Consider the following 16,476-nt stretch of genomic DNA (forward strand, 5'->3'; position numbering starts at 1 on the left):
CCGTCAGAAGGGGTCGTTGCCGGGCTTCCACTTGATGCCGCACCCCATGCTGGGGGTGTGCGGCTCGGGTACGGGCTCGCCCGCCAGCACCAGATCGATCGCGGCCCGCAGCGTCGCGCCGTCGGCGGGAAGATCGTTCCTCGGCCGGGCCGCGTCGAACTCGCCCCGGTAGGCGAGCCGCCGCTGCGCGTCGTACAGGAAGAAGTCCGGGGTGCAGGCGGCCTTGTAGGCCTGTGCCACCCGCTGGGTCTCGTCGATCACGTACGGGAACGTGAACCCCGCGCGCTCGGCCTGCTCGGCCAGATGAGCGGCGTCGTCGTCGGGATAGTTCACGACGTCGTTGCTGCCGACCCCGACGGTGGCGAGCCCCCGCTCCCGGTACGACGCGGTCACCGAGCCGAGACCGGCCTCGATGCGGCGTACGTAGGGGCAGTGGTTGGACAGGAAGATCACCAACAGGGCCGGTGCTCCGTCGAAATCGCTCAACGACACCTTGCGGCCGTCGATGGACGGCAGAGTGAACTCGGGTGCGGCGGTCCCCAGCGGGACCATGAACGAATTGGTCGCCATAGAAGCCATTGTGCCCGGCGCCGTTCCGGCCTCCGGCGGCACACCGGTGCATGAACCCCCTTTCCAGGGGCAAGGGGATGAATGACAGCCACCCCTGGGAAGGAACCACGGTGAAGTACCTCGTACGGGAGCGGATCTTCGGCATCGGCGACGATTTCTGGATCGAGGACGAGACCGGGCAGCGGGCCTTTTTCGTGGACGGCAAGGTGCTCCGCCTGCATCAGACCTTCGAGCTCAAGACCGGTGACGGCCAGGTCGCAGCGAAGATCCACAAGAAGGCGATCAGCCTGCGCGACACGATGGTGATCGACCGCGACGGCGACCGGCTCGCCACGGTGCGCAAGAAGCTGATCAGCCCGTTCCGGGACCGGTTCACCGTCGAGCTGGCCGACGGCCAGGAGTGGTCCATCAAGGGCAACATCCTCGACAAGGAGTACGAGATCGAGGACGAGCGCGGATCGCTCGCCGTGATCTCCCGCAAGTGGTTCCGTGTCCGCGACACCTACGCCGTCGAGGTCGCCCCGGACGCCGTCGACGTCGCACTCGTGCTCAGCGTGGCCGTCTGCGTGGACGCGCTGGCCCACGGCGACGAGGATGGCAAGGGGGACGACTGACCACCGGTCACCCGGCCCCGGCCAAGCGGATGCCGCACAGGGTCCCGCGCGGCGCGGTGTGCGTGCCGGCGGCGGCCCTGGTGGTCATCGTCACGGCCGACGTGCTCGCGCACGGCCCGCTCACCCATCTCGACCACGTCGTGCACCGCTTCGACGCCGCCCACGTCCAGGGCGTCCGGGCGACGGCCGCGGAGACGCTCGCGGCGATCGGCCAGCGCTGGGTGCTGCTGTGCTTGATCGTCCCGCTGGCCGCCGTCGCGGGCGTCCGTACCCGGTCCTGGCGGTATCCGCTGGTGAGCGCCCTCATCGTGGCCGTCCTCTCGCTGCTCCAGACGCTGCTCAAGTCGCTGATCCCGCGGACCTACCCGGTCGGCGGCAAGGACCTGCTGTTCGAGTACGGGGACGCCTACCCCTCCGGGCACACGCTCAACGCCTTCGTCCTGGTCTGGGTGGCCCTGGAACTGCTCGTGGTCGCCGCCCCGGCCCTCGCGGTGCGGCTGCCGTCCGAGCGCCGCCTCGCGCTCGCCCTGACGACGGGCCTGGTCGCGGGGATCGGCCTGACCCTCGCCGACTACCACTGGCTGACCGACGTCCTGGCCAGCTGGGGGATCGGCCCCCTCCTGCTGGTCCCGCTCATCGCCGCCCGCCCCTTCGACCGCCCGCAGCGGCCCTGACGATCGCGTCCGCGAGGCGCTGCGGGCGGTCCGCCTCCACCAGCCGCCCGCCGTCGACCGGGATGTACGCCCACCAGGTGCCGGTATGGCGGCCGTACCAGACCCGGACCCCGGGGAAACGGCCTTCCAGCAGCTCTGCCGGCCCCTCGGCGTCGAGACGGCGTGGCCGCGTCGATGGAGCGTCGGGAAGCATCACGCCTCCGTCCCCGGCGGTGCCTGGACGGGCGGGGCGGTCCTGCGCCGCGCCTGTTCGGCCAGGGCCTCGCGGAGCTCGCCGGCCGAGTCCTTGATCACGGTCGCGTCGCAGCCTTTGGCAGGTGCCCGCAGGGTGGCCGCCCAGCACACACCGTGCCGCGACAGCCAGACCAGCCAGTCCGGGAAGTCCCGCTCGATCGCGGCCGTCTCGTGGTTCTTCATGTCGTGTCCCAACGCCCCTGATCTGTGCCGGTTTTCATGACCAGAGTGCTGTCACGGCGTTACTGTCGGCTACGAACCGTTGTCCACCACAGCGCAACCACTCCAGGTGTCACGTCCACCGGGCCGGGGGTTGGCGAATCGGGAGGTGCCCGTGCCCCGTCCGCAGCGAGATCCCGACCCCGGCTCCCTCATCGGCCACTTCGGCTCGGAGCTCCGGCGCCGCCGGACCATGGCGGACCTGTCGATGGCTCAGCTCGCCGCGGCACTGGGCTGCTCCCCGCAGTGGATCGGCACCATGGAGCAGGGCGACAAGCCGCCGTCCGAAGCCTTCTCCGCCGACCTGGACACCTATTTCAAGACCGACGGAGCCTTCCACCACCTTTGGAAGTCCATCAAACGCGCGGGTCGTAATGGAGTGCTATTGCCAGGTTTTCCGAGATATGTCGAGCTTGAAGCTGATGCGGTATTCATCCGTTCTTTCGAGGTGCAGTTGGTGCCAGGCTTGTTGCAGATCGAGGCTTATGCCCGAGCGCTCATGAACGCAGCCGAGCCCGCCGCGACTCTGGAGGAACGTGTCGCCGGACGAATGGAACGTCAGGTGATCCTCCGTCAGGACGTCCCGCCGCACCCGCTGTTCGTGCTGGATGAGTCGGTTCTGCATCGACCGATCGGTGGACCGAAGGTGATGCATGAACAACTCGGCAAAATCTTGGAGTTCGCCACGTCGACGCGCGTTCAGATACGGGTTCTGCCTTATTCCACGGTCAGCTATGCGGCGATGGACGGGGCGTTCACCATGCTGGGATTCGAGCGTGACCCAGATCTGGTGTATGTCGAAGGACCGAATATCAGCCAGCGAGGACAAAGACACGGTCACCAGTTGCACGGTACGGTTCGATCTCATCATGGGTGAGGCATTGTCCCGCGCCGAGTCCACTCGAATGATCATGAGAGCGCAGGAGGACTTCGCGTGAACATGCTGGATCTTCCCGCTATGGACTGGCGTAAGAGCAACCACAGCAGTGGCCAGGGTGGAAACTGTGTCGAAGTGGCGCAAGCTCGGTGGCGTACCAGTAGTACCAGCGGTCAAGGCGGTGCTGATCGGGTCGAGGTCGCCGGGCTGCCGGGGATCATCGCGATCCGCGACTCCAAGGACCCTTACGGTCCCGTGCTGGCGTTCGACAACGCCACCTTCGGCAGGTTCGTCGCCACGATCCGTACCGGTTCCCACGAGCGCTGACGTAACTGACGTACCCGCGGTCATCCGTCAGCGGGATGGTCGCGGGCCGCGGTCGCCAGGGCTATGAACTCCCGGAACCGTGCGAACTCCGCCGAGTCCATGCTCAGCCGTACCCCGCCGATGATCTGGTCGCCGTTTCTGACGCCGAGGCGGACTTTGAACTCCTCGCCGCGCGGTTTCACGTCCACGCCGAGAAATGTCACGTGGAACCGCATGCTCTCCGGCAACCCGCGGTGGAACACCTCGAGGGTCCTGCCGTCCTGGACCAGGATGTAGTCGCCGAGCTCGAACTCCGCCGCCATGGCCCCGCTTCCAGATCACCCGTCCGACCGGAGGCCGACAGTACCTCACAGCGGGTCACAATGCTCTCGGGTCCTGTCGACCTTGATGGCCCCGCTCCGCCCTACCAGCCGTGGCTCAAGTCGAGTCCCGCCGATCGTCCCGCCGGGTCTGGTCTCCCACGGCCACGGCAAGGTCGTGATGGATGCTTCTCGCCTCCGGTCGCGGGAGGGATACTCCTTCTCGCGTTGCATTGCCCTGACCACCCCGGCGCGGCCGCAGGGGCCGCGCCCCCCGCATCGCTCGCGCGGCGTCGGCGCGGCTCCTCAATGGACCTGCCTGCCTGCCTGCCGGTCGGCCTGTCGGCCGGGGGCCGCGTATCGGTGGTCACGGCAAATGCGGTGACCAGGTGGTATCCCCCGGCCTGCTCTGGAGGCGGCGAGCGTCCACTGTGCCTTTGTCGCCTGCCTGCCTGCCTGCCGGTCTGCCGGCCTGTCGGCCGGGGGCCGCGTATCGGTGGTCACGGCAAATGCGGTGACCAGGTGGTATCCCCCGGCCTGTTCCGGGGGCGGGCGAGCGTCCACTGTGCCGAGGCCCGTGCATCTGGGTGATGGCGTTGGGGTGACGCAGGCTCACGGCGATGACATGAGGGTGGCCATGGCCGGGGGACCCGTGGCCGGTGCGGAAGGTGTCGTCGTCCGGTGAGGGTCGCGGACGTCGGGGGCGATCCGGGTGATCTGGCCGGAGCGCGGTGTCGGTGCCGCGCTCCGGCCGGGGTCACTGGTCGCTGTCGCCCTGGTCGCCGGGGATGGCGGTCAGGCCGGTGAAGGTGCCGAGGGGGCCGCCGACGGCCGCGACCGGGTTGGCGAGGCGCTCGCCGGAGCCGTCGCGGCGGCCCAGCACGGTGGGCAGCGCGACCGGCTTGCCGGTGACGGAGGCGGCCCGCACCGGTGCCGGGCCCGCCCAGCCGAGCAGCAGGACGTCCTCGCCCTTGAGGAAGCGGTGGGCCCGTACGCCTCCGGTGGCACGGCCCTTCGCCGGGTACTCGGCATAAGCCGCGATCTTGGCGGCGCCGACCTGGACGCCGGGCAGGGTGTCGGACGAGCCCGCGATGGTCACGACCAGCGACTCCTGGGAGGAGTCCACCGAGCCGAACCACACCACCTTCGCCCCGGCCGCCAGCCGGATCCCCGCCATGCCGCCCGCCCCGCGGCCCTGCGGCCGCACGTTCTCGGCGCCGAAGCGGAGCAGCTGGGCGTCGCTGGAGATGAACACCAGGTCCTGGGCCTCGGTGTCGAGCTGGACCGCGCCGACGACCTTGTCGCCTTCCTTCAAGGTGATGATCTCGAACTCGTCCCGGTTGGCGGGGAAGTCCGGGGTGACCCGCTTGACCACGCCCTGCTCGGTGCCGACCGCCAGTCCGGCGCCGAATCCGGGGCCCTCGGGGTCCAGGGTGCCGAGCCCGACCACCGTCTCATCCGGCTGCAGCGAGACGTACTCGCTGATCGGAGCACCGCCGGCCAGCGAGGGCGCGGAGGCCGAGGGCGGCATGGCGGGCAGGTCGACCACCTCGATCCTGATCATGCGCCCGGTGGAGGTGACGACGCCGACCTCCCCGCGCGTGGTCACCGTGACCACCGAGACCAGCACGTCGTGGGGCGCCCGGTCGCCGTCGGCGGGCAGCGGGGCGGCGTTGGTGGTGCGGGCCACCAGCCCGGTCGAGGACAGCAGCACCCGGCAGGGGTCGTCGGCGACCATGAGGGGCACGGCGGCGGTCTTGGTCTGGCCGGAGGACTCCAGCAGCACGGTCCGGCGCGGGTTGCCGTACTCCTTGGCGACCCCGGCGAGCTCGGTGGAGACGACCTTGCGGAGCTTGGTCTCGGACTCGAGGATCTCGGTGAGCTCGGCGATCTCGCGGGTGAGCTGCTCCTTCTCCTTGTCCAGCTCCAGCCGGTCGTAGCGGGTGAGCCGGCGCAGCGGCGTGTCCAGGATGTACTGGGCCTGGATCTCCGACAGCTCGAAGATCTGGATCAGCCGCTGCTTGGCCTGCGCGGAGTCGTCGCTCTCGCGGATGACCTGGATGACCTCGTCGATGTTGAGCAGGGCGATCAGCAGGCCGTCGATCAGGTGCAGCCGGTCCTCCCGCTTGCGCCGCCGGAAGGCGCTGCGCCGCCGGACGACGTCGATGCGGTGGTCGACGTAGACCTGGAGCAGCTCGCGCAGGCCCATGGTGCGGGGCTGGCCGTCGACGAGTGCCACGTTGTTGATGCCGAAGGTCTCCTCCATCGGCGTCAGGCGGTAGAGCTCCTCCAGCACCGCCTCGGGGTGGAAGCCGTTCTTGATCTCGATGACCAGCTGCAGCCCGGTGGTGCGGTCGGTCAGGTCCTTGAGGTCGGAGATCCCGTTGATCTTCTTCGCCTGGACCATGTCCTTGATCTTGGCGACCACGCGCTCGGGGCCCACCGTGTAGGGCAGCTCGGTGACGATGATGCCCTTGCGGCGGGGGGTGACGTTCTCGATGTGGGTGGTGGCCCGGGTGCGGAAGGTGCCGCGGCCGGTCTCGTAGGCGTCCCGGATGCCGTCCAGCCCGACGATCTTGCCGCCGGTGGGCAGGTCAGGGCCGGGCACGAACCGCATCAGGTCGTCGAGGGTGGCGTTGGGGTGGGTGAGGAGGTGGCGGGCCGCGGCGATCACTTCGCCGAGGTTGTGCGGCGCCATGTTGGTCGCCATGCCGACCGCGATGCCCGAAGCGCCGTTGACCAGCAGGTTGGGGAAGGCCGCGGGCAGCACCTCCGGCTCGGACTCCTGGCCGTCGTAGTTGGGCCGGAAGTCGACGGTGTCCTCGTCGATCGTGGCCACCATCAGCATGGCCTCGCGGGACAGCCGGGACTCGGTGTACCGCATGGCGGCGGGAAGATCGTCGCCGCCCATCGAGCCGAAGTTGCCGTGCCCGTCGACCAGCGGGATCCGCATCGACCACGGCTGGGCCTGGCGCACCATCGCGTCGTAGATGGAGGCGTCACCGTGCGGGTGGAGCTTGCCCATCACCTCGCCGACGACGCGGGCGCACTTGACGTGCCCGCGGTCGGGGCGCAGGCCCATCTCGTTCATCGAGTACAGGATCCGGCGCTGGACGGGCTTGAGCCCGTCGCGCGCGTCCGGGAGCGCCCGCTGGTAGATGACCGAGTAGGCGTATTCGAGGAAGCTGCCCCGCATTTCCTCGGAGACGTCGACGTCGATGATGTTCTCTTCGAAGTCCGGCGGGGGAGGAGCTTGAGATCCACGGCGTGCCATGTGCCTATTCTGGCCGGTGTTGCGGACAGATCGGTACGGCACGCGCCGGGTCGTACCATCACGGGTGCGGTCCACCACCCCTGAGGAGAGTCATGAGCCCGCTCGCCGACTTCCAGAACGAGATCTACCTCAACGGGCTCGCGGACCAGCGGCCTTCGCTGCCCACCGACCTCACCCGGCTGGAAGGGCTCGCCGAGCGCACCCTGCCCGCCGAGGCGTACGGCTACGTCGCCGGGTCCGCGGGGGCGGAGTCGACCGCGCGCGCCAACCGGGCCGCGTTCGAGCGCCGGCGGATCGTGCCCCGCATGCTGCGGGACGTGTCCGTACGGGATCTGTCGATGGAACTGTTCGGGACCACGCTGCCCGCCCCGGTGCTGCTCGCCCCGATCGGGGTCCAGTCCATCCTGCACCCCGACGGTGAGCTGGCCGTGGCCCGCGCGGCGGCGTCCGTCGGCCTCCCGATGGTGCTGAGCACCGCGGCGTCCCACACGATCGAGCAGGTCGCCGAGGCCGGTGGCACGGGGCCCCGCTGGTACCAGCTGTACTGGCCCAAGGACCGCGAGCTGGCCGCCAGCTTCCTCGGCCGGGCCAGGGCGGCCGGGTACACCGCGCTGGTGGTCACCCTGGACACCGTCACGCTGGCCTGGCGGCCCCGCGACCTCGACGCCGCCTACCTGCCGTTCCTGCGGGCCATCGGCACCGCCAACTACTTCTCCGACCCGGTCTTCCAGAAGGCGATCGGCGGGCCCGTCACGGCGGACAACCAGGACGCCGCGATCATGCATTGGGTGGCCAACTTCAGCGACCCTCGCCTGACCTGGGACGACCTTCCCTTCCTGCGCGAGCACTGGGACGGGCCGATCCTGCTCAAGGGCGTCCAGCACCCCGACGACGCCCGGCGCGCGGTGGAGGCGGGCATGGACGGCGTGATCGTCTCCAACCACGGCGGCCGCCAGGTGGACGGGGCGATCGCCTCGCTGGACGCGCTGCCCGGTGTCGTCGCGGCCGTCGGCGAGCGCACCCCGGTGCTGTTCGACAGCGGCGTCCGCACCGGCGCCGACGTGGTCAAGGCCCTCGCGCTGGGCGCCCGCGCCGTCCTGCTGGGGCGTCCCTACGCGTACGGGCTCGGGCTGGGCGGCGAGGCGGGCGTACGGCACGTCCTGCGCTGCCTGCTGGCCGAGACCGACCTCACCATGACCCTCGCGGGCCTCACCCGGCTGGCGGAGCTGACTCCGGAGGTGCTCCAGGGGCCGTGAGCCGGCCGTGACATCTGTCATGGGTGACCCCTGCCAACCTCACCGCCGGTTCCTGACGGCCGGCACTGCCGGATCTCCCGCTCTGCGGGGAGTCTTGATGGCATGAACACGGTTATCGAGGTACGTGATCTGTACGTCACCTTCGGCCGGCCCAGCGGCACGGTCGAGGCCGTCCGGGGGGTTTCGTTCACCGTCGCACGGGGCCGGATCCATGTGCTGCTCGGCCGGTTCGGCGCGGGCAGGACCACCGTGCTGGAGGTCGTCTCCGGCCACCGGCGGCCCACCGCCGGCGCGGTACGGGTGCGCGGCGTGGACCCCTACGCCCGGCCCGAAGCGGTGCGGACCGGCACCGTGTGGCGCGAGGGCGGCCTGTTCCCCGGGCTCACCGTGGCCGAGGTCGTCGACACCTGGCGACGCTGGACCCTCGACCCGATCACCCGGCACGAGGCCCTGTGGCAGGTGGGGCTCGGCGCCCGCGCGACGGCCCGCTTCGAGGAGCTGTCCGCCGGCGAGCGGCGCCGGCTCGACCTGGCACTCGCCCTCGTCGGCCGATCCGACGTGCTGTTCCTGGACGAGCCGATGACCGGGCTGGACCCCGAGGCCCGCCGCCAGGTGTGGGCGACCCTGCGCTCGCTGGCACGGCACGGCGTCGCCATCCTGATGACCAGCGGCGACCCGGAGGACGCCCGGCTCGCCGACCAGTTCGCGATCATGAGCGCGGGCCGGATGCTCGACCCCCGGTCGTCGCCGGGGCTCCGCGCGGCGTGACGGACCGCATACGCTGGGGACCTCCCGTACCGAACAGTAGATTAGGTCCCCAGCTTGGAGCCGACCGCCCTCCGCCCCCCGCGTAGCCCCCGGGTGCCCGGCATGCGGGTCCTGGCGACGTACGTCGTGCTGCTGACGACCTTCACGCTCGGGTCGCTGCTCGGCAGCCAGTTCTACGGGCAGGTCAACGGCCCCCACCACGATCTCGGCGCCCTCGCGGTGGGCGCGGTCGCCACGGCCGTGGTGCTCGCCGTCTATCCCCGGCTGTTGTGGGTGGCTCTCATGCGCCGGGTCGGGGTGCGGCACCGGCTGGCCGTGGCCGTCCTGGTGCTGGTCTGCTTCGGCCTGGTGCTGGCCCTCGGCCAGCAGTGGGCGATGGCCCTGACCGCCCCCGCCGGGCTGTTCGCCGTGGTCTTCTCCGCCCGTACGGGCTCGGTGGCCGCGGCGGCCATGGCCACGGCCGCGGTGACCCTCGGGCTGGTCATGGACTGGCCGGTGATACCCACGCTCTTCGTGGGCGGCTACATCCTGGCGACCACGTTCTCGGGAGCGGTGACGGTCTGGTTCTGCCATGTCGTGGAGGAGCTCCGGCAGGCGCGGGCCGAGCTGGCCGGGGCCGCCGTGGGCGAGGAACGGCTGCGGTTCGCCCGGGACCTGCACGACGTGCTCGGGCACAGCCTGCAGGCCGTCGCGCTGCGCGCCGAACTCGCCGAGCGCATGATCGATCGTGATCCGGGCCGGGTGGCGAAGGAGCTCGCCGAGATCCAGGGCATCGCGCGCGGAGCCGTCAAGGACGTCCGCGAGATCGTCCGCGGATACCGCGCCACGTCCCTGCGGACCGAGCTGGACGGCATGACGGCCGTCCTGCACGCGGCCGGCATCCGCTGCGAGACGCCGGTGATCCCGCCGGGCCTGCCCGCCCACGTGCACGAGACCTTCGGGTGGGTGGCCCGCGAGTCGGTCACCAACGTGCTGCGGCACAGCACCGCGACCTGGTGCCTGCTCATCGTCTGGGCCGATGATGGGCGCGTGCACCTGGAGATCGCCAACGACGGGGCCGGCCGCCTGCACGGGGGTGTGGCGGGCAGCGGGCTGGCCGGGCTGGCCGAACGGATCGAGAAGGTCGGCGGACGGTTCACGGCCGCCTCGGCGGGCGACGGGACCTTCCGGGTGGCCGCGCAGGTCCCACTGGAGGTGTCCGCATGATCCGAGTACTGCTGGCCGACGACCACCTGCTGATCAGAGAGGCGCTGGTGCTGCTGCTCGGCACCGAGGACGACATCGAGGTGGTCGCGGACGTCGGGCGCGGAGACCACGCGGTCGAGCGGGCCCTCGCGCTCAAGCCCGACGTGGCCGTCCTCGACATCGACATGCCGGGGATGGACGGCCTGGCGGTGGCCCAGCACCTGTCCAAGGAGCTGCCCGGCACCCGGCTGGTGATCGTCACCGGTCATGGCCGGCCCGGCAACCTGCGCCAGGCCATGGCGGCCGGCGTCCGTGGGTTCCTCGGCAAGGACACGCCGGGAGCCCGGCTCGCCCAGGTGATCCGGCAGGTCCACGAGGGGGCCCGCTACATCGACCCGCAGCTGGCCGCCGACGCCCTGGCCGCCGACGAGTGCCCGCTCACCCCCCGGGAGCTGGAGACGCTCCGGGCGGCGGCCGACGGCGCACCGGTCTCCAGGATCGCCCGTGGACTGGGGCTGTCCCAGGGGACCGTCCGCAACTATCTCTCGGCCGCCGTGACCAAGCTCGGCGTGGACAACCGGCACGCCGCGGTCAAGGCCGCCCGCGACCTCGGCTGGCTGTGATCCCGGCGGGTCAGCGCTGTTCCAGGCCGATCGCGGGGGCGTCGTCCTGCGGGTTGAGGACCATGCGCGCGGCGGAGCGGTCGAGGCAGGTCGTCCGGCCCATCTGGCGCGTGCACGGCGCGGCCGCCGCGACCCGCCCGAAGTTGGCGAGGTAGGCGGGTTCCAGCCGCCCGCCGGCGAACAGCTGCAGGATCGTCTCGTCGAAGGTGCGCAGGGCGGTCCTGGTGAAGTTGTGGCTGCCGGTCCACACCACCCTGGCATCGGCCCTGCCGTTGTAGCCGCCCTCGACGATCAGGTACTTCGAATGCACGTAGTCGTGCCGGAGGTCGGGGAAGATGTGCACCTTGACGCCGCCGTACCGGGCGCCGGCTGGCTCGGTCATGATCTCCAGCGCCCTGGTGTCGAAGGCGTCGCGGGTCATGGCCACCTCGACGTCGCAGCCCGCGTTGTCCAGCGACCACAGCAGGTGGGCGATGTCCGGGCGGCTCCACCACGCCACCGCCGCCCGGACGATCGTGCGGTGGTCGCCGGGCGTGCCGAGCGTGCGGTTGCCGGTGCAGGAGATCTTCTCGAGGAAGTTGGCGATCACGTCCGTCCGGGAGTCGATGGCGTCCTCGGGGTCCCTGCCGGCCTCGGGGAAGAAGTAGGCGCGGCCCAGCGAGCCGGCCCTCGGCCGGCGGTAGGTGAAGTAGTCGTCGTGCGGCACCCTGCGCAGGGCCGCCAGGTCGCGGTGGAAGCCCGCGTAGGCGTTGTAGGTGGTGACGTCGCCGTTCAGCGTGACGGCGTTGTTCCACGCGAACGGGCCGCTGCCCAGGGTCAGGTTGCCGGAGGTCAGGTATGTGACCTTCGAGATGCCGCCGGTGCGGGAGAACACGGCGAACTTGCTGTGGTTGATGGCCTTCCTGCGGCGGTCGCCGATGCACGCGTGCGTGGTCAGGGTCCGGTGGCCGGCCGCCCCGTGGATCTCGTACGGGCAGGTCACCAGCCACGACGGCTTGGTGGTGTCGGTGCCGAGCCCCTTCTTGAGGATGTCGTAGGCCGGGTTGGGTGCGGACGGCCTGCCGTGAACGGCCGGATAGATCACGGATGTGCCGTCGGTGACCACTTGGACGTGCACTTTGCGTTTCGGGTCTCTGGCGGCGGCCACCAGTAATTTCGCCTCGTTTGTCAGGGTGATGTCGTACATCGACAATTTGATCGTCGAACCGGGTTCGGCTTTGCGGACCAAACGGTCGAATTCATTACTGACGGCATATTTACGTGCAGCCGCGCTGCTCGTGGGGTCGTTGAACGTCACGCTCACGGGGGGTCCGGCGACCGGGCGCGCACGATGTCCGGTCGAGGCCCGGCCACCGGAGGGGAGCCCGAGAAAGGCCACCATCAGCACCACGGCGAGGGGGGCCCTCCGAAGGAAACTGCGCAGCATCGACTCTTTCCATCTCGAGGTTCGGCGGGTTCGAGAGAGCATAAAGGAACGGATCGGCGGCGGGTGGGTGCCCGCTGAATTTCGTGGTATTTGCGGCAGCGCGTAGAGTCGTGCGCCTTAAACCGATTCCGTGCCCGGGAACGCGGCGCGGTGACCGTTCGTCTCCGGTTTGCGGGGCCCGCCCGGCCGCGCCCCATGTGACCGGCGACGGAAAGGGACGCATGAGTTATCGACTGCGTATGTCCGCGGAGGTTCGGGCCTGGCTGGCGGCGTTGCGGGCCGAGGACCCCGAGGTCGCCAGGCTGGTCGGCGAGGCGGTGACCGTCTTGTTCGAGGGCGGCGCCGCGCTGGGGCCGCCTCTGGTCATGCCGCTGGAGTCCGTACTGCGCGTGGAGAACCCCGGGTGCGCGCTCGACCACGCCTACCAGCGACTGCTCGAACTGCAGCAGCGGGTCCGCCGGGGCATGAGCGAGCCGACGGCGGAGCGGGAACGGGCCATCCACTCGGCGCGGCGGCTTCAGGCGGCGGTGGACGAGTTCCGCAACCGCAAGCAGGCCGTCGCGACCGGCCACACGGCGGCTCGGGCCAAACAGGAGATCCACGCGGCGTTCGCCGTGCTCGGCGAGCCGGGGGCGGCCGGTCCGGCCGATGACCTGGCTGCCGCCCAGGCCACCGTCGACGACCTGCTGGCGACCGCCACCGCCCTCGAACGGGAGTACGGGGACGACGAGCCCTCCGACGTCCTGCACGAGCTGCGGCTGGAGAGCGAGGACCTTCGCCTGCTGTTCGGAGCCGAGTCCCCGGACACCGGGGTGCTGCTGGTCGTGGGGATGAGCCAGGACGACTGGGCGGAGTGGTACGACGAGGCGCTGCCGCTGGCCCGCGCCGACCTCGGCCTCGGCGCCGACGAGCTCACCGGCTACGGCCTCGGGGCGTTCCTGGCCGAGTACTTCCCCGGCGAGCAGGCACAGGTGCGGGCGGCGGCCGCCCGGCTGATCGAGCTGAACCGCCCCCGGCCGGCCGGCTCCTAGCCGTACGGCCGGCGGGAGCTATTCGGTCGACGCCCGGGGGCGGGACCTGGATCATCGGGGGATGGACACAGGGACGCTGGTGTTCGGCCACCGGCCGCGCGGCTCCAGCGAGGTGCTGCTCCGGGCCGCGGCGGAGCGCGGCCTGCGGGTCGTGCAGCTGACCGACGCGGTGGTGCCCGGGGAGCTGCGCGGCGGGGGTGCCGCGCTGTACTGCGGGCTCCGCCTCGCCGACCGGGTCGCGGCCGAGCTGGGGATCGGGCTGCTGGAGGCCCCGCGGGACTGGCTCGCCGCGCTTCCGCCGGAGTACACCCTGCGGGAGATCACGCTGATGCCCATCGGGCAGGCCTACGAACTGCGGCGGCCGGTGTTCGTCAAGTCGCCGAACGACAAGGGCATCACCGCCAGGGTCTACGCCGACGGCAGCAGGCTGCCCGGCCCCGACGCGGTCGATCCGGGCCTGCTGGTGCTGGTGGCCGACCTGGTGCGGTTCACCACCGAGTTCCGGCTGTACGTCTGCGACGGGGCCGTCCGTACGGGCAGCCAGTACGCCGCCGACGGCGAGGCGGAGATCGTCTCGCTCGACGGCCATCCGCGCCGTGCCTCAGTGCTCGGGTTCGCGGAGGGCCTGCTGGCGGAGCTGGGCGCCACCCTGCCGAGCGCGGTCGTCGTGGACATCGGTACGGTCCACGACCCGGTGGAGGGAGAGCACTGGGCGGTGATCGAGGCCAACGGCGCCTGGGGGAGCGGATGCTATGCCGCCGATCCGCAACGGGCCCTGGACGTGGTGCTCCGCGCCTCCTGCCCGGTCGATCTGATGAGCGCCCACGACCGCGGTTTCGTCCGGGCCCCCTGACGGGGCGGCTATCCACAGAACGGCGCTCTGGCTCCGGGAGTCCGCGGAGGCTGGTACGAAGGACACCATGAGTTCCGAGCCGCACGACGACCAGGCCCTGCGTGAGGAAGCCGAAAGCTGCCTGCGGGCGCTGGCGGGGGAGCACGCCAGGCTGCGTGCGGACCAGTGGACCGCCATCCGGGCCCTGGTCGTCGATCGGCGGCGGGCTCTGGTGGTGCAGCGCACCGGCTGGGGCAAGTCGGCCGTCTACTTCGTCGCCACCCGGCTGTTGCGCGCGCGCGGCGCCGGCCCCACCGTCATCGTGTCCCCGCTGCTGGCGCTCATGCGCAACCAGATCGAGGCCGCCGACCGGGCCGGCATCCACGCCCGCACCATCAACTCCGCCAACACCGAGGACTGGGAGCAGGTCTACGCCGGCGTGGAGGCGGGCGAGGTGGACGTGCTGCTGGTCAGCCCGGAGCGGCTCAACAACCCTGACTTCCGGGACCAGGTGCTGCCCAAACTGGCGGTGGAGGCCGGCCTGGTCGTGGTGGACGAGGCGCACTGCATCTCCGACTGGGGGCACGACTTCCGGCCCGACTACCGGCGGCTGCGCACCCTGCTGGCCGAGCTGCCGCCGGGCACCCCGGTGCTGGCCACCACCGCGACCGCCAACGCCCGGGTCACCCAGGACGTCGCCGAACAGCTCGCCGACGACCCCGCGCGGCTGCGGGCCGGCCAGGCCGGGGAGGCGCTGGTGCTGCGCGGCACCCTCGAACGCGACAGCCTGCGGCTGGCGGTCGTGCGGCTGCCCGTGGCCGAGCAGCGGCTGGCCTGGCTGGCCGAGCGGCTGGCGGAGCTGCCCGGCTCGGGGATCGTCTACACCCTGACCGTGGCCGCCGCGCACGAGGTGGCCGGCCTGCTCCGGGAGCGGGGGTACGAGGTCGCCGCCTACTCCGGGCAGACCGAGCAGGCCGAGCGGCTGCAGGCCGAGCAGGACCTCCTCGACAACAAGCTCAAGGCGCTCGTGGCCACCAGCGCGCTCGGCATGGGGTTCGACAAGCCGGACCTCGGCTTCATCGTGCATGTCGGGGCCCCGCAGTCGCCGGTCGCGTACTACCAGCAGATCGGCCGCGCGGGGCGCGGGGTGGAGCGGGCAGAGGTGATCTTGCTGCCGGGGCTGGAGGACCGCGACATCTGGGCCTACTTCGCCGGCCTGGCCTTCCCGCCGGAGCAGGTGGTCCGGACGACGCTCGGCGCCCTGGGCGACAGGCCGATGTCGACGGCCGCCATGGAGACCCAGGTGGACCTGGGCCGGAGCCGGCTGGAGATGATGCTCAAGGTCCTGGACGTCGACGGAGCGGTCCGCCGGGTCCGCGGCGGCTGGGTGGCCACCGGCCAGGCGTGGGCCTACGACCGGGAGCGCTACGCCCGGGTCGCCGCCGAGCGGGCGCACGAGCAGCAGACCATGCTGGACTACCTCGCCACCGACGGCTGCCGGATGGAGTTCCTGCGCAGGCAGCTGGACGACGCCGAGGCCACCGCCTGCGGGCGCTGTGACAACTGCACGGGCAGGCACTGGCCGGCCGAGGTCTCCGACACCGGGACCGCCCAGGCCCGGGAGCGGCTGCGCCGCCCCGGGGTCGACGTGGCGCCCCGCCGGATGTGGCCGACCGGCATGAAGGCGCTGGGCATCGCCCTGTCCGGCAAGATCGCGGCCGAGCAGCAGGCGGAGACCGGCCGCGCGCTGGGCAGGCTCACCGACATCGGCTGGGGCAACCGGCTGCGCCAGCTGTTCGCCGAGGGCGCGCCGGACGGCCCGGTGCCCGACGACGTCTTCGCCGCCGTCGTCAAGGTGCTCGCGGCCTGGGGCTGGACGGAGCGGCCCGCGGGGGTGATCACCATCGGCTCGCGGTCCCGGCCCCGGCTGGTGGAGAGCCTCGGCCGGCGGATCGCGGAGATCGGCAGGCTGCCCCATCTCGGCGAGCTCGCTCCGCAGGGGCCTCCGGTGCCGCGCCAGCACAACAGCGCCCAGCGGCTCCGGTCCGTGGGGGCCTCGCTGACCGTGCCCGAGGAGGTCGCGGCGGCCGTCGCCGCCGCCGGGGGCCCCGTTCTGCTCGTCGACGACCGGATCGACACCGGGTGGACCATGACCGTCGCGGCCAGGCTGCTCCGCCAGGCCGGAGCCCCCGCCGTGCTGCCCCTGGTCCTGGCCGTGCCCAGCTGACCGGCCGGCCGGCCGGTCAGGGGGTCATGACGGTGGTGCG

The 16,476-nt window shown here is 71.4% G+C and carries 17 protein-coding genes; 11 read left to right on the forward strand and 6 right to left on the reverse strand.

Going from position 1 to position 16,476, the window contains the following annotated elements; all coding sequences use genetic code 11:
- Positions 1–3: 3 nt before the first annotated feature.
- Positions 4–570 carry a thioredoxin family protein gene (locus ACRYCC_RS23010; RefSeq protein ID WP_433815193.1) on the reverse strand — a complete coding sequence of 189 codons (567 nt, stop codon included), beginning with the start codon at positions 568–570 and terminating at the stop codon, positions 4–6.
- 110 nt (positions 571–680) lie between these two features.
- Here ACRYCC_RS23010 and ACRYCC_RS23015 point away from each other — a divergent pair, with 110 nt between their 5' ends.
- Positions 681–1,184, forward strand: coding sequence for an LURP-one-related/scramblase family protein (locus ACRYCC_RS23015; RefSeq protein WP_433815195.1), 504 nt, complete (start codon positions 681–683; stop codon positions 1,182–1,184).
- A gap of 29 nt (positions 1,185–1,213) precedes the next feature.
- Positions 1,214–1,858, forward strand: a complete 645-nt coding sequence (locus ACRYCC_RS23020) for a phosphatase PAP2 family protein (RefSeq protein ID WP_433815196.1) — start codon at positions 1,214–1,216, stop codon at positions 1,856–1,858.
- Here the strand turns inward: ACRYCC_RS23020 and ACRYCC_RS23025 are convergent.
- Together ACRYCC_RS23025 and ACRYCC_RS23030 are read right to left on the reverse strand one after the other, a co-directional pair.
- Positions 1,818–2,051, reverse strand: coding sequence for a hypothetical protein (locus ACRYCC_RS23025; protein ID WP_433815197.1), 234 nt, complete (start codon positions 2,049–2,051; stop codon positions 1,818–1,820). The genes ACRYCC_RS23020 and ACRYCC_RS23025 overlap by 41 nt on opposite strands.
- Positions 2,051–2,275 carry a hypothetical protein gene (locus tag ACRYCC_RS23030; RefSeq protein WP_433815199.1) on the reverse strand — a complete coding sequence of 75 codons (225 nt, stop codon included), beginning with the start codon at positions 2,273–2,275 and terminating at the stop codon, positions 2,051–2,053. The genes ACRYCC_RS23025 and ACRYCC_RS23030 overlap by 1 nt, the downstream gene beginning before the upstream one ends.
- A 151-nt stretch (positions 2,276–2,426) precedes the next feature.
- Between ACRYCC_RS23030 and ACRYCC_RS23035 the strand changes: the two genes are divergently transcribed.
- Together ACRYCC_RS23035 and ACRYCC_RS23040 are read left to right on the forward strand one after the other, a co-directional pair.
- Positions 2,427–3,188 (forward strand): helix-turn-helix domain-containing protein, encoded by a 762-nt coding sequence (locus ACRYCC_RS23035; RefSeq protein ID WP_433815201.1) that lies wholly within the window; start codon positions 2,427–2,429, stop codon positions 3,186–3,188.
- Positions 3,189–3,251: 63 nt separating this feature from the next.
- Positions 3,252–3,515, forward strand: a complete 264-nt coding sequence (locus ACRYCC_RS23040) for a DUF397 domain-containing protein (protein WP_433816039.1) — start codon at positions 3,252–3,254, stop codon at positions 3,513–3,515.
- 20 nt (positions 3,516–3,535) lie between these two features.
- On the opposite strand, the gene ACRYCC_RS23045 is transcribed toward ACRYCC_RS23040, so the two are convergent.
- Together ACRYCC_RS23045 and ACRYCC_RS23050 are read right to left on the reverse strand one after the other, a co-directional pair.
- Complete coding sequence (locus tag ACRYCC_RS23045; protein ID WP_433815202.1) at positions 3,536–3,817, reverse strand: hypothetical protein; 282 nt, start codon at positions 3,815–3,817, stop codon at positions 3,536–3,538.
- A 754-nt stretch (positions 3,818–4,571) separates the two neighbouring features.
- Positions 4,572–7,088: a DNA gyrase/topoisomerase IV subunit A gene (locus ACRYCC_RS23050; RefSeq protein WP_433815204.1), complete on the reverse strand. Its 2,517-nt coding sequence runs from the start codon at positions 7,086–7,088 to the stop codon at positions 4,572–4,574.
- A 92-nt stretch (positions 7,089–7,180) separates the two neighbouring features.
- On the opposite strand from ACRYCC_RS23050, the gene ACRYCC_RS23055 reads away from it, so the two are divergent.
- The 4 genes from ACRYCC_RS23055 (at position 7,181) to ACRYCC_RS23070 (ending at position 10,920) form a co-directional block, all read left to right on the forward strand.
- Positions 7,181–8,344 carry a lactate 2-monooxygenase gene (locus ACRYCC_RS23055; protein ID WP_433815206.1) on the forward strand — a complete coding sequence of 388 codons (1,164 nt, stop codon included), beginning with the start codon at positions 7,181–7,183 and terminating at the stop codon, positions 8,342–8,344.
- Positions 8,345–8,446: 102 nt separating this feature from the next.
- Positions 8,447–9,112, forward strand: a complete 666-nt coding sequence (locus ACRYCC_RS23060; RefSeq protein ID WP_433815208.1) for an ABC transporter ATP-binding protein — start codon at positions 8,447–8,449, stop codon at positions 9,110–9,112.
- A 102-nt stretch (positions 9,113–9,214) separates the two neighbouring features.
- Positions 9,215–10,318 carry a sensor histidine kinase gene (locus tag ACRYCC_RS23065; RefSeq protein ID WP_433815209.1) on the forward strand — a complete coding sequence of 368 codons (1,104 nt, stop codon included), beginning with the start codon at positions 9,215–9,217 and terminating at the stop codon, positions 10,316–10,318.
- Positions 10,315–10,920 (forward strand): response regulator, encoded by a 606-nt coding sequence (locus tag ACRYCC_RS23070; protein ID WP_433815210.1) that lies wholly within the window; start codon positions 10,315–10,317, stop codon positions 10,918–10,920. Before ACRYCC_RS23065 ends, ACRYCC_RS23070 begins: the two co-directional genes overlap by 4 nt.
- A 10-nt stretch (positions 10,921–10,930) precedes the next feature.
- Here ACRYCC_RS23070 and ACRYCC_RS23075 read toward each other — a convergent pair whose 3' ends face one another.
- Positions 10,931–12,106 carry a hypothetical protein gene (locus tag ACRYCC_RS23075; protein ID WP_433815212.1) on the reverse strand — a complete coding sequence of 392 codons (1,176 nt, stop codon included), beginning with the start codon at positions 12,104–12,106 and terminating at the stop codon, positions 10,931–10,933.
- Positions 12,107–12,585: 479 nt separating this feature from the next.
- Here ACRYCC_RS23075 and ACRYCC_RS23080 point away from each other — a divergent pair, with 479 nt between their 5' ends.
- From ACRYCC_RS23080 to ACRYCC_RS23090, 3 genes are all read left to right on the forward strand, one after another.
- Positions 12,586–13,377 carry a hypothetical protein gene (locus tag ACRYCC_RS23080; protein ID WP_433815213.1) on the forward strand — a complete coding sequence of 264 codons (792 nt, stop codon included), beginning with the start codon at positions 12,586–12,588 and terminating at the stop codon, positions 13,375–13,377.
- A gap of 61 nt (positions 13,378–13,438) precedes the next feature.
- A complete protein-coding gene (locus ACRYCC_RS23085) occupies positions 13,439–14,230 on the forward strand; it encodes an ATP-grasp domain-containing protein (RefSeq protein ID WP_433815215.1) in 792 nt (263 codons plus the stop codon).
- 67 nt (positions 14,231–14,297) lie between these two features.
- Entirely contained in the window at positions 14,298–16,436 is a 2,139-nt protein-coding gene (locus tag ACRYCC_RS23090; protein WP_433815217.1) for a RecQ family ATP-dependent DNA helicase, read from the forward strand.
- Positions 16,437–16,476 lie beyond the last annotated feature (40 nt).

Source organism: Actinomadura scrupuli (assembly GCF_050971785.1).
GTDB classification, from domain to species: domain Bacteria; phylum Actinomycetota; class Actinomycetes; order Streptosporangiales; family Streptosporangiaceae; genus Actinomadura_E; species Actinomadura_E scrupuli.

Coding starts and splice junctions, on each gene's coding strand:
- ACRYCC_RS23010 (WP_433815193.1), bottom strand. CDS start 570: ATGGCGACCAATTCGTTCATGGTCCCGCTGGGGACCGCCGCACCCGAG.
- ACRYCC_RS23020 (WP_433815196.1), top strand. CDS start 1,214: ATGCCGCACAGGGTCCCGCGCGGCGCGGTGTGCGTGCCGGCGGCGGCC.
- ACRYCC_RS23025 (WP_433815197.1), bottom strand. CDS start 2,051: ATGCTTCCCGACGCTCCATCGACGCGGCCACGCCGTCTCGACGCCGAG.
- ACRYCC_RS23030 (WP_433815199.1), bottom strand. CDS start 2,275: ATGAAGAACCACGAGACGGCCGCGATCGAGCGGGACTTCCCGGACTGG.
- ACRYCC_RS23040 (WP_433816039.1), top strand. CDS start 3,252: ATGCTGGATCTTCCCGCTATGGACTGGCGTAAGAGCAACCACAGCAGT.
- ACRYCC_RS23045 (WP_433815202.1), bottom strand. CDS start 3,817: ATGGCGGCGGAGTTCGAGCTCGGCGACTACATCCTGGTCCAGGACGGC.
- ACRYCC_RS23050 (WP_433815204.1), bottom strand. CDS start 7,088: ATGGCACGCCGTGGATCTCAAGCTCCTCCCCCGCCGGACTTCGAAGAG.
- ACRYCC_RS23055 (WP_433815206.1), top strand. CDS start 7,181: ATGAGCCCGCTCGCCGACTTCCAGAACGAGATCTACCTCAACGGGCTC.
- ACRYCC_RS23060 (WP_433815208.1), top strand. CDS start 8,447: ATGAACACGGTTATCGAGGTACGTGATCTGTACGTCACCTTCGGCCGG.
- ACRYCC_RS23065 (WP_433815209.1), top strand. CDS start 9,215: ATGCGGGTCCTGGCGACGTACGTCGTGCTGCTGACGACCTTCACGCTC.
- ACRYCC_RS23070 (WP_433815210.1), top strand. CDS start 10,315: ATGATCCGAGTACTGCTGGCCGACGACCACCTGCTGATCAGAGAGGCG.
- ACRYCC_RS23075 (WP_433815212.1), bottom strand. CDS start 12,106: ATGTACGACATCACCCTGACAAACGAGGCGAAATTACTGGTGGCCGCC.
- ACRYCC_RS23080 (WP_433815213.1), top strand. CDS start 12,586: ATGTCCGCGGAGGTTCGGGCCTGGCTGGCGGCGTTGCGGGCCGAGGAC.
- ACRYCC_RS23085 (WP_433815215.1), top strand. CDS start 13,439: ATGGACACAGGGACGCTGGTGTTCGGCCACCGGCCGCGCGGCTCCAGC.
- ACRYCC_RS23090 (WP_433815217.1), top strand. CDS start 14,298: ATGAGTTCCGAGCCGCACGACGACCAGGCCCTGCGTGAGGAAGCCGAA.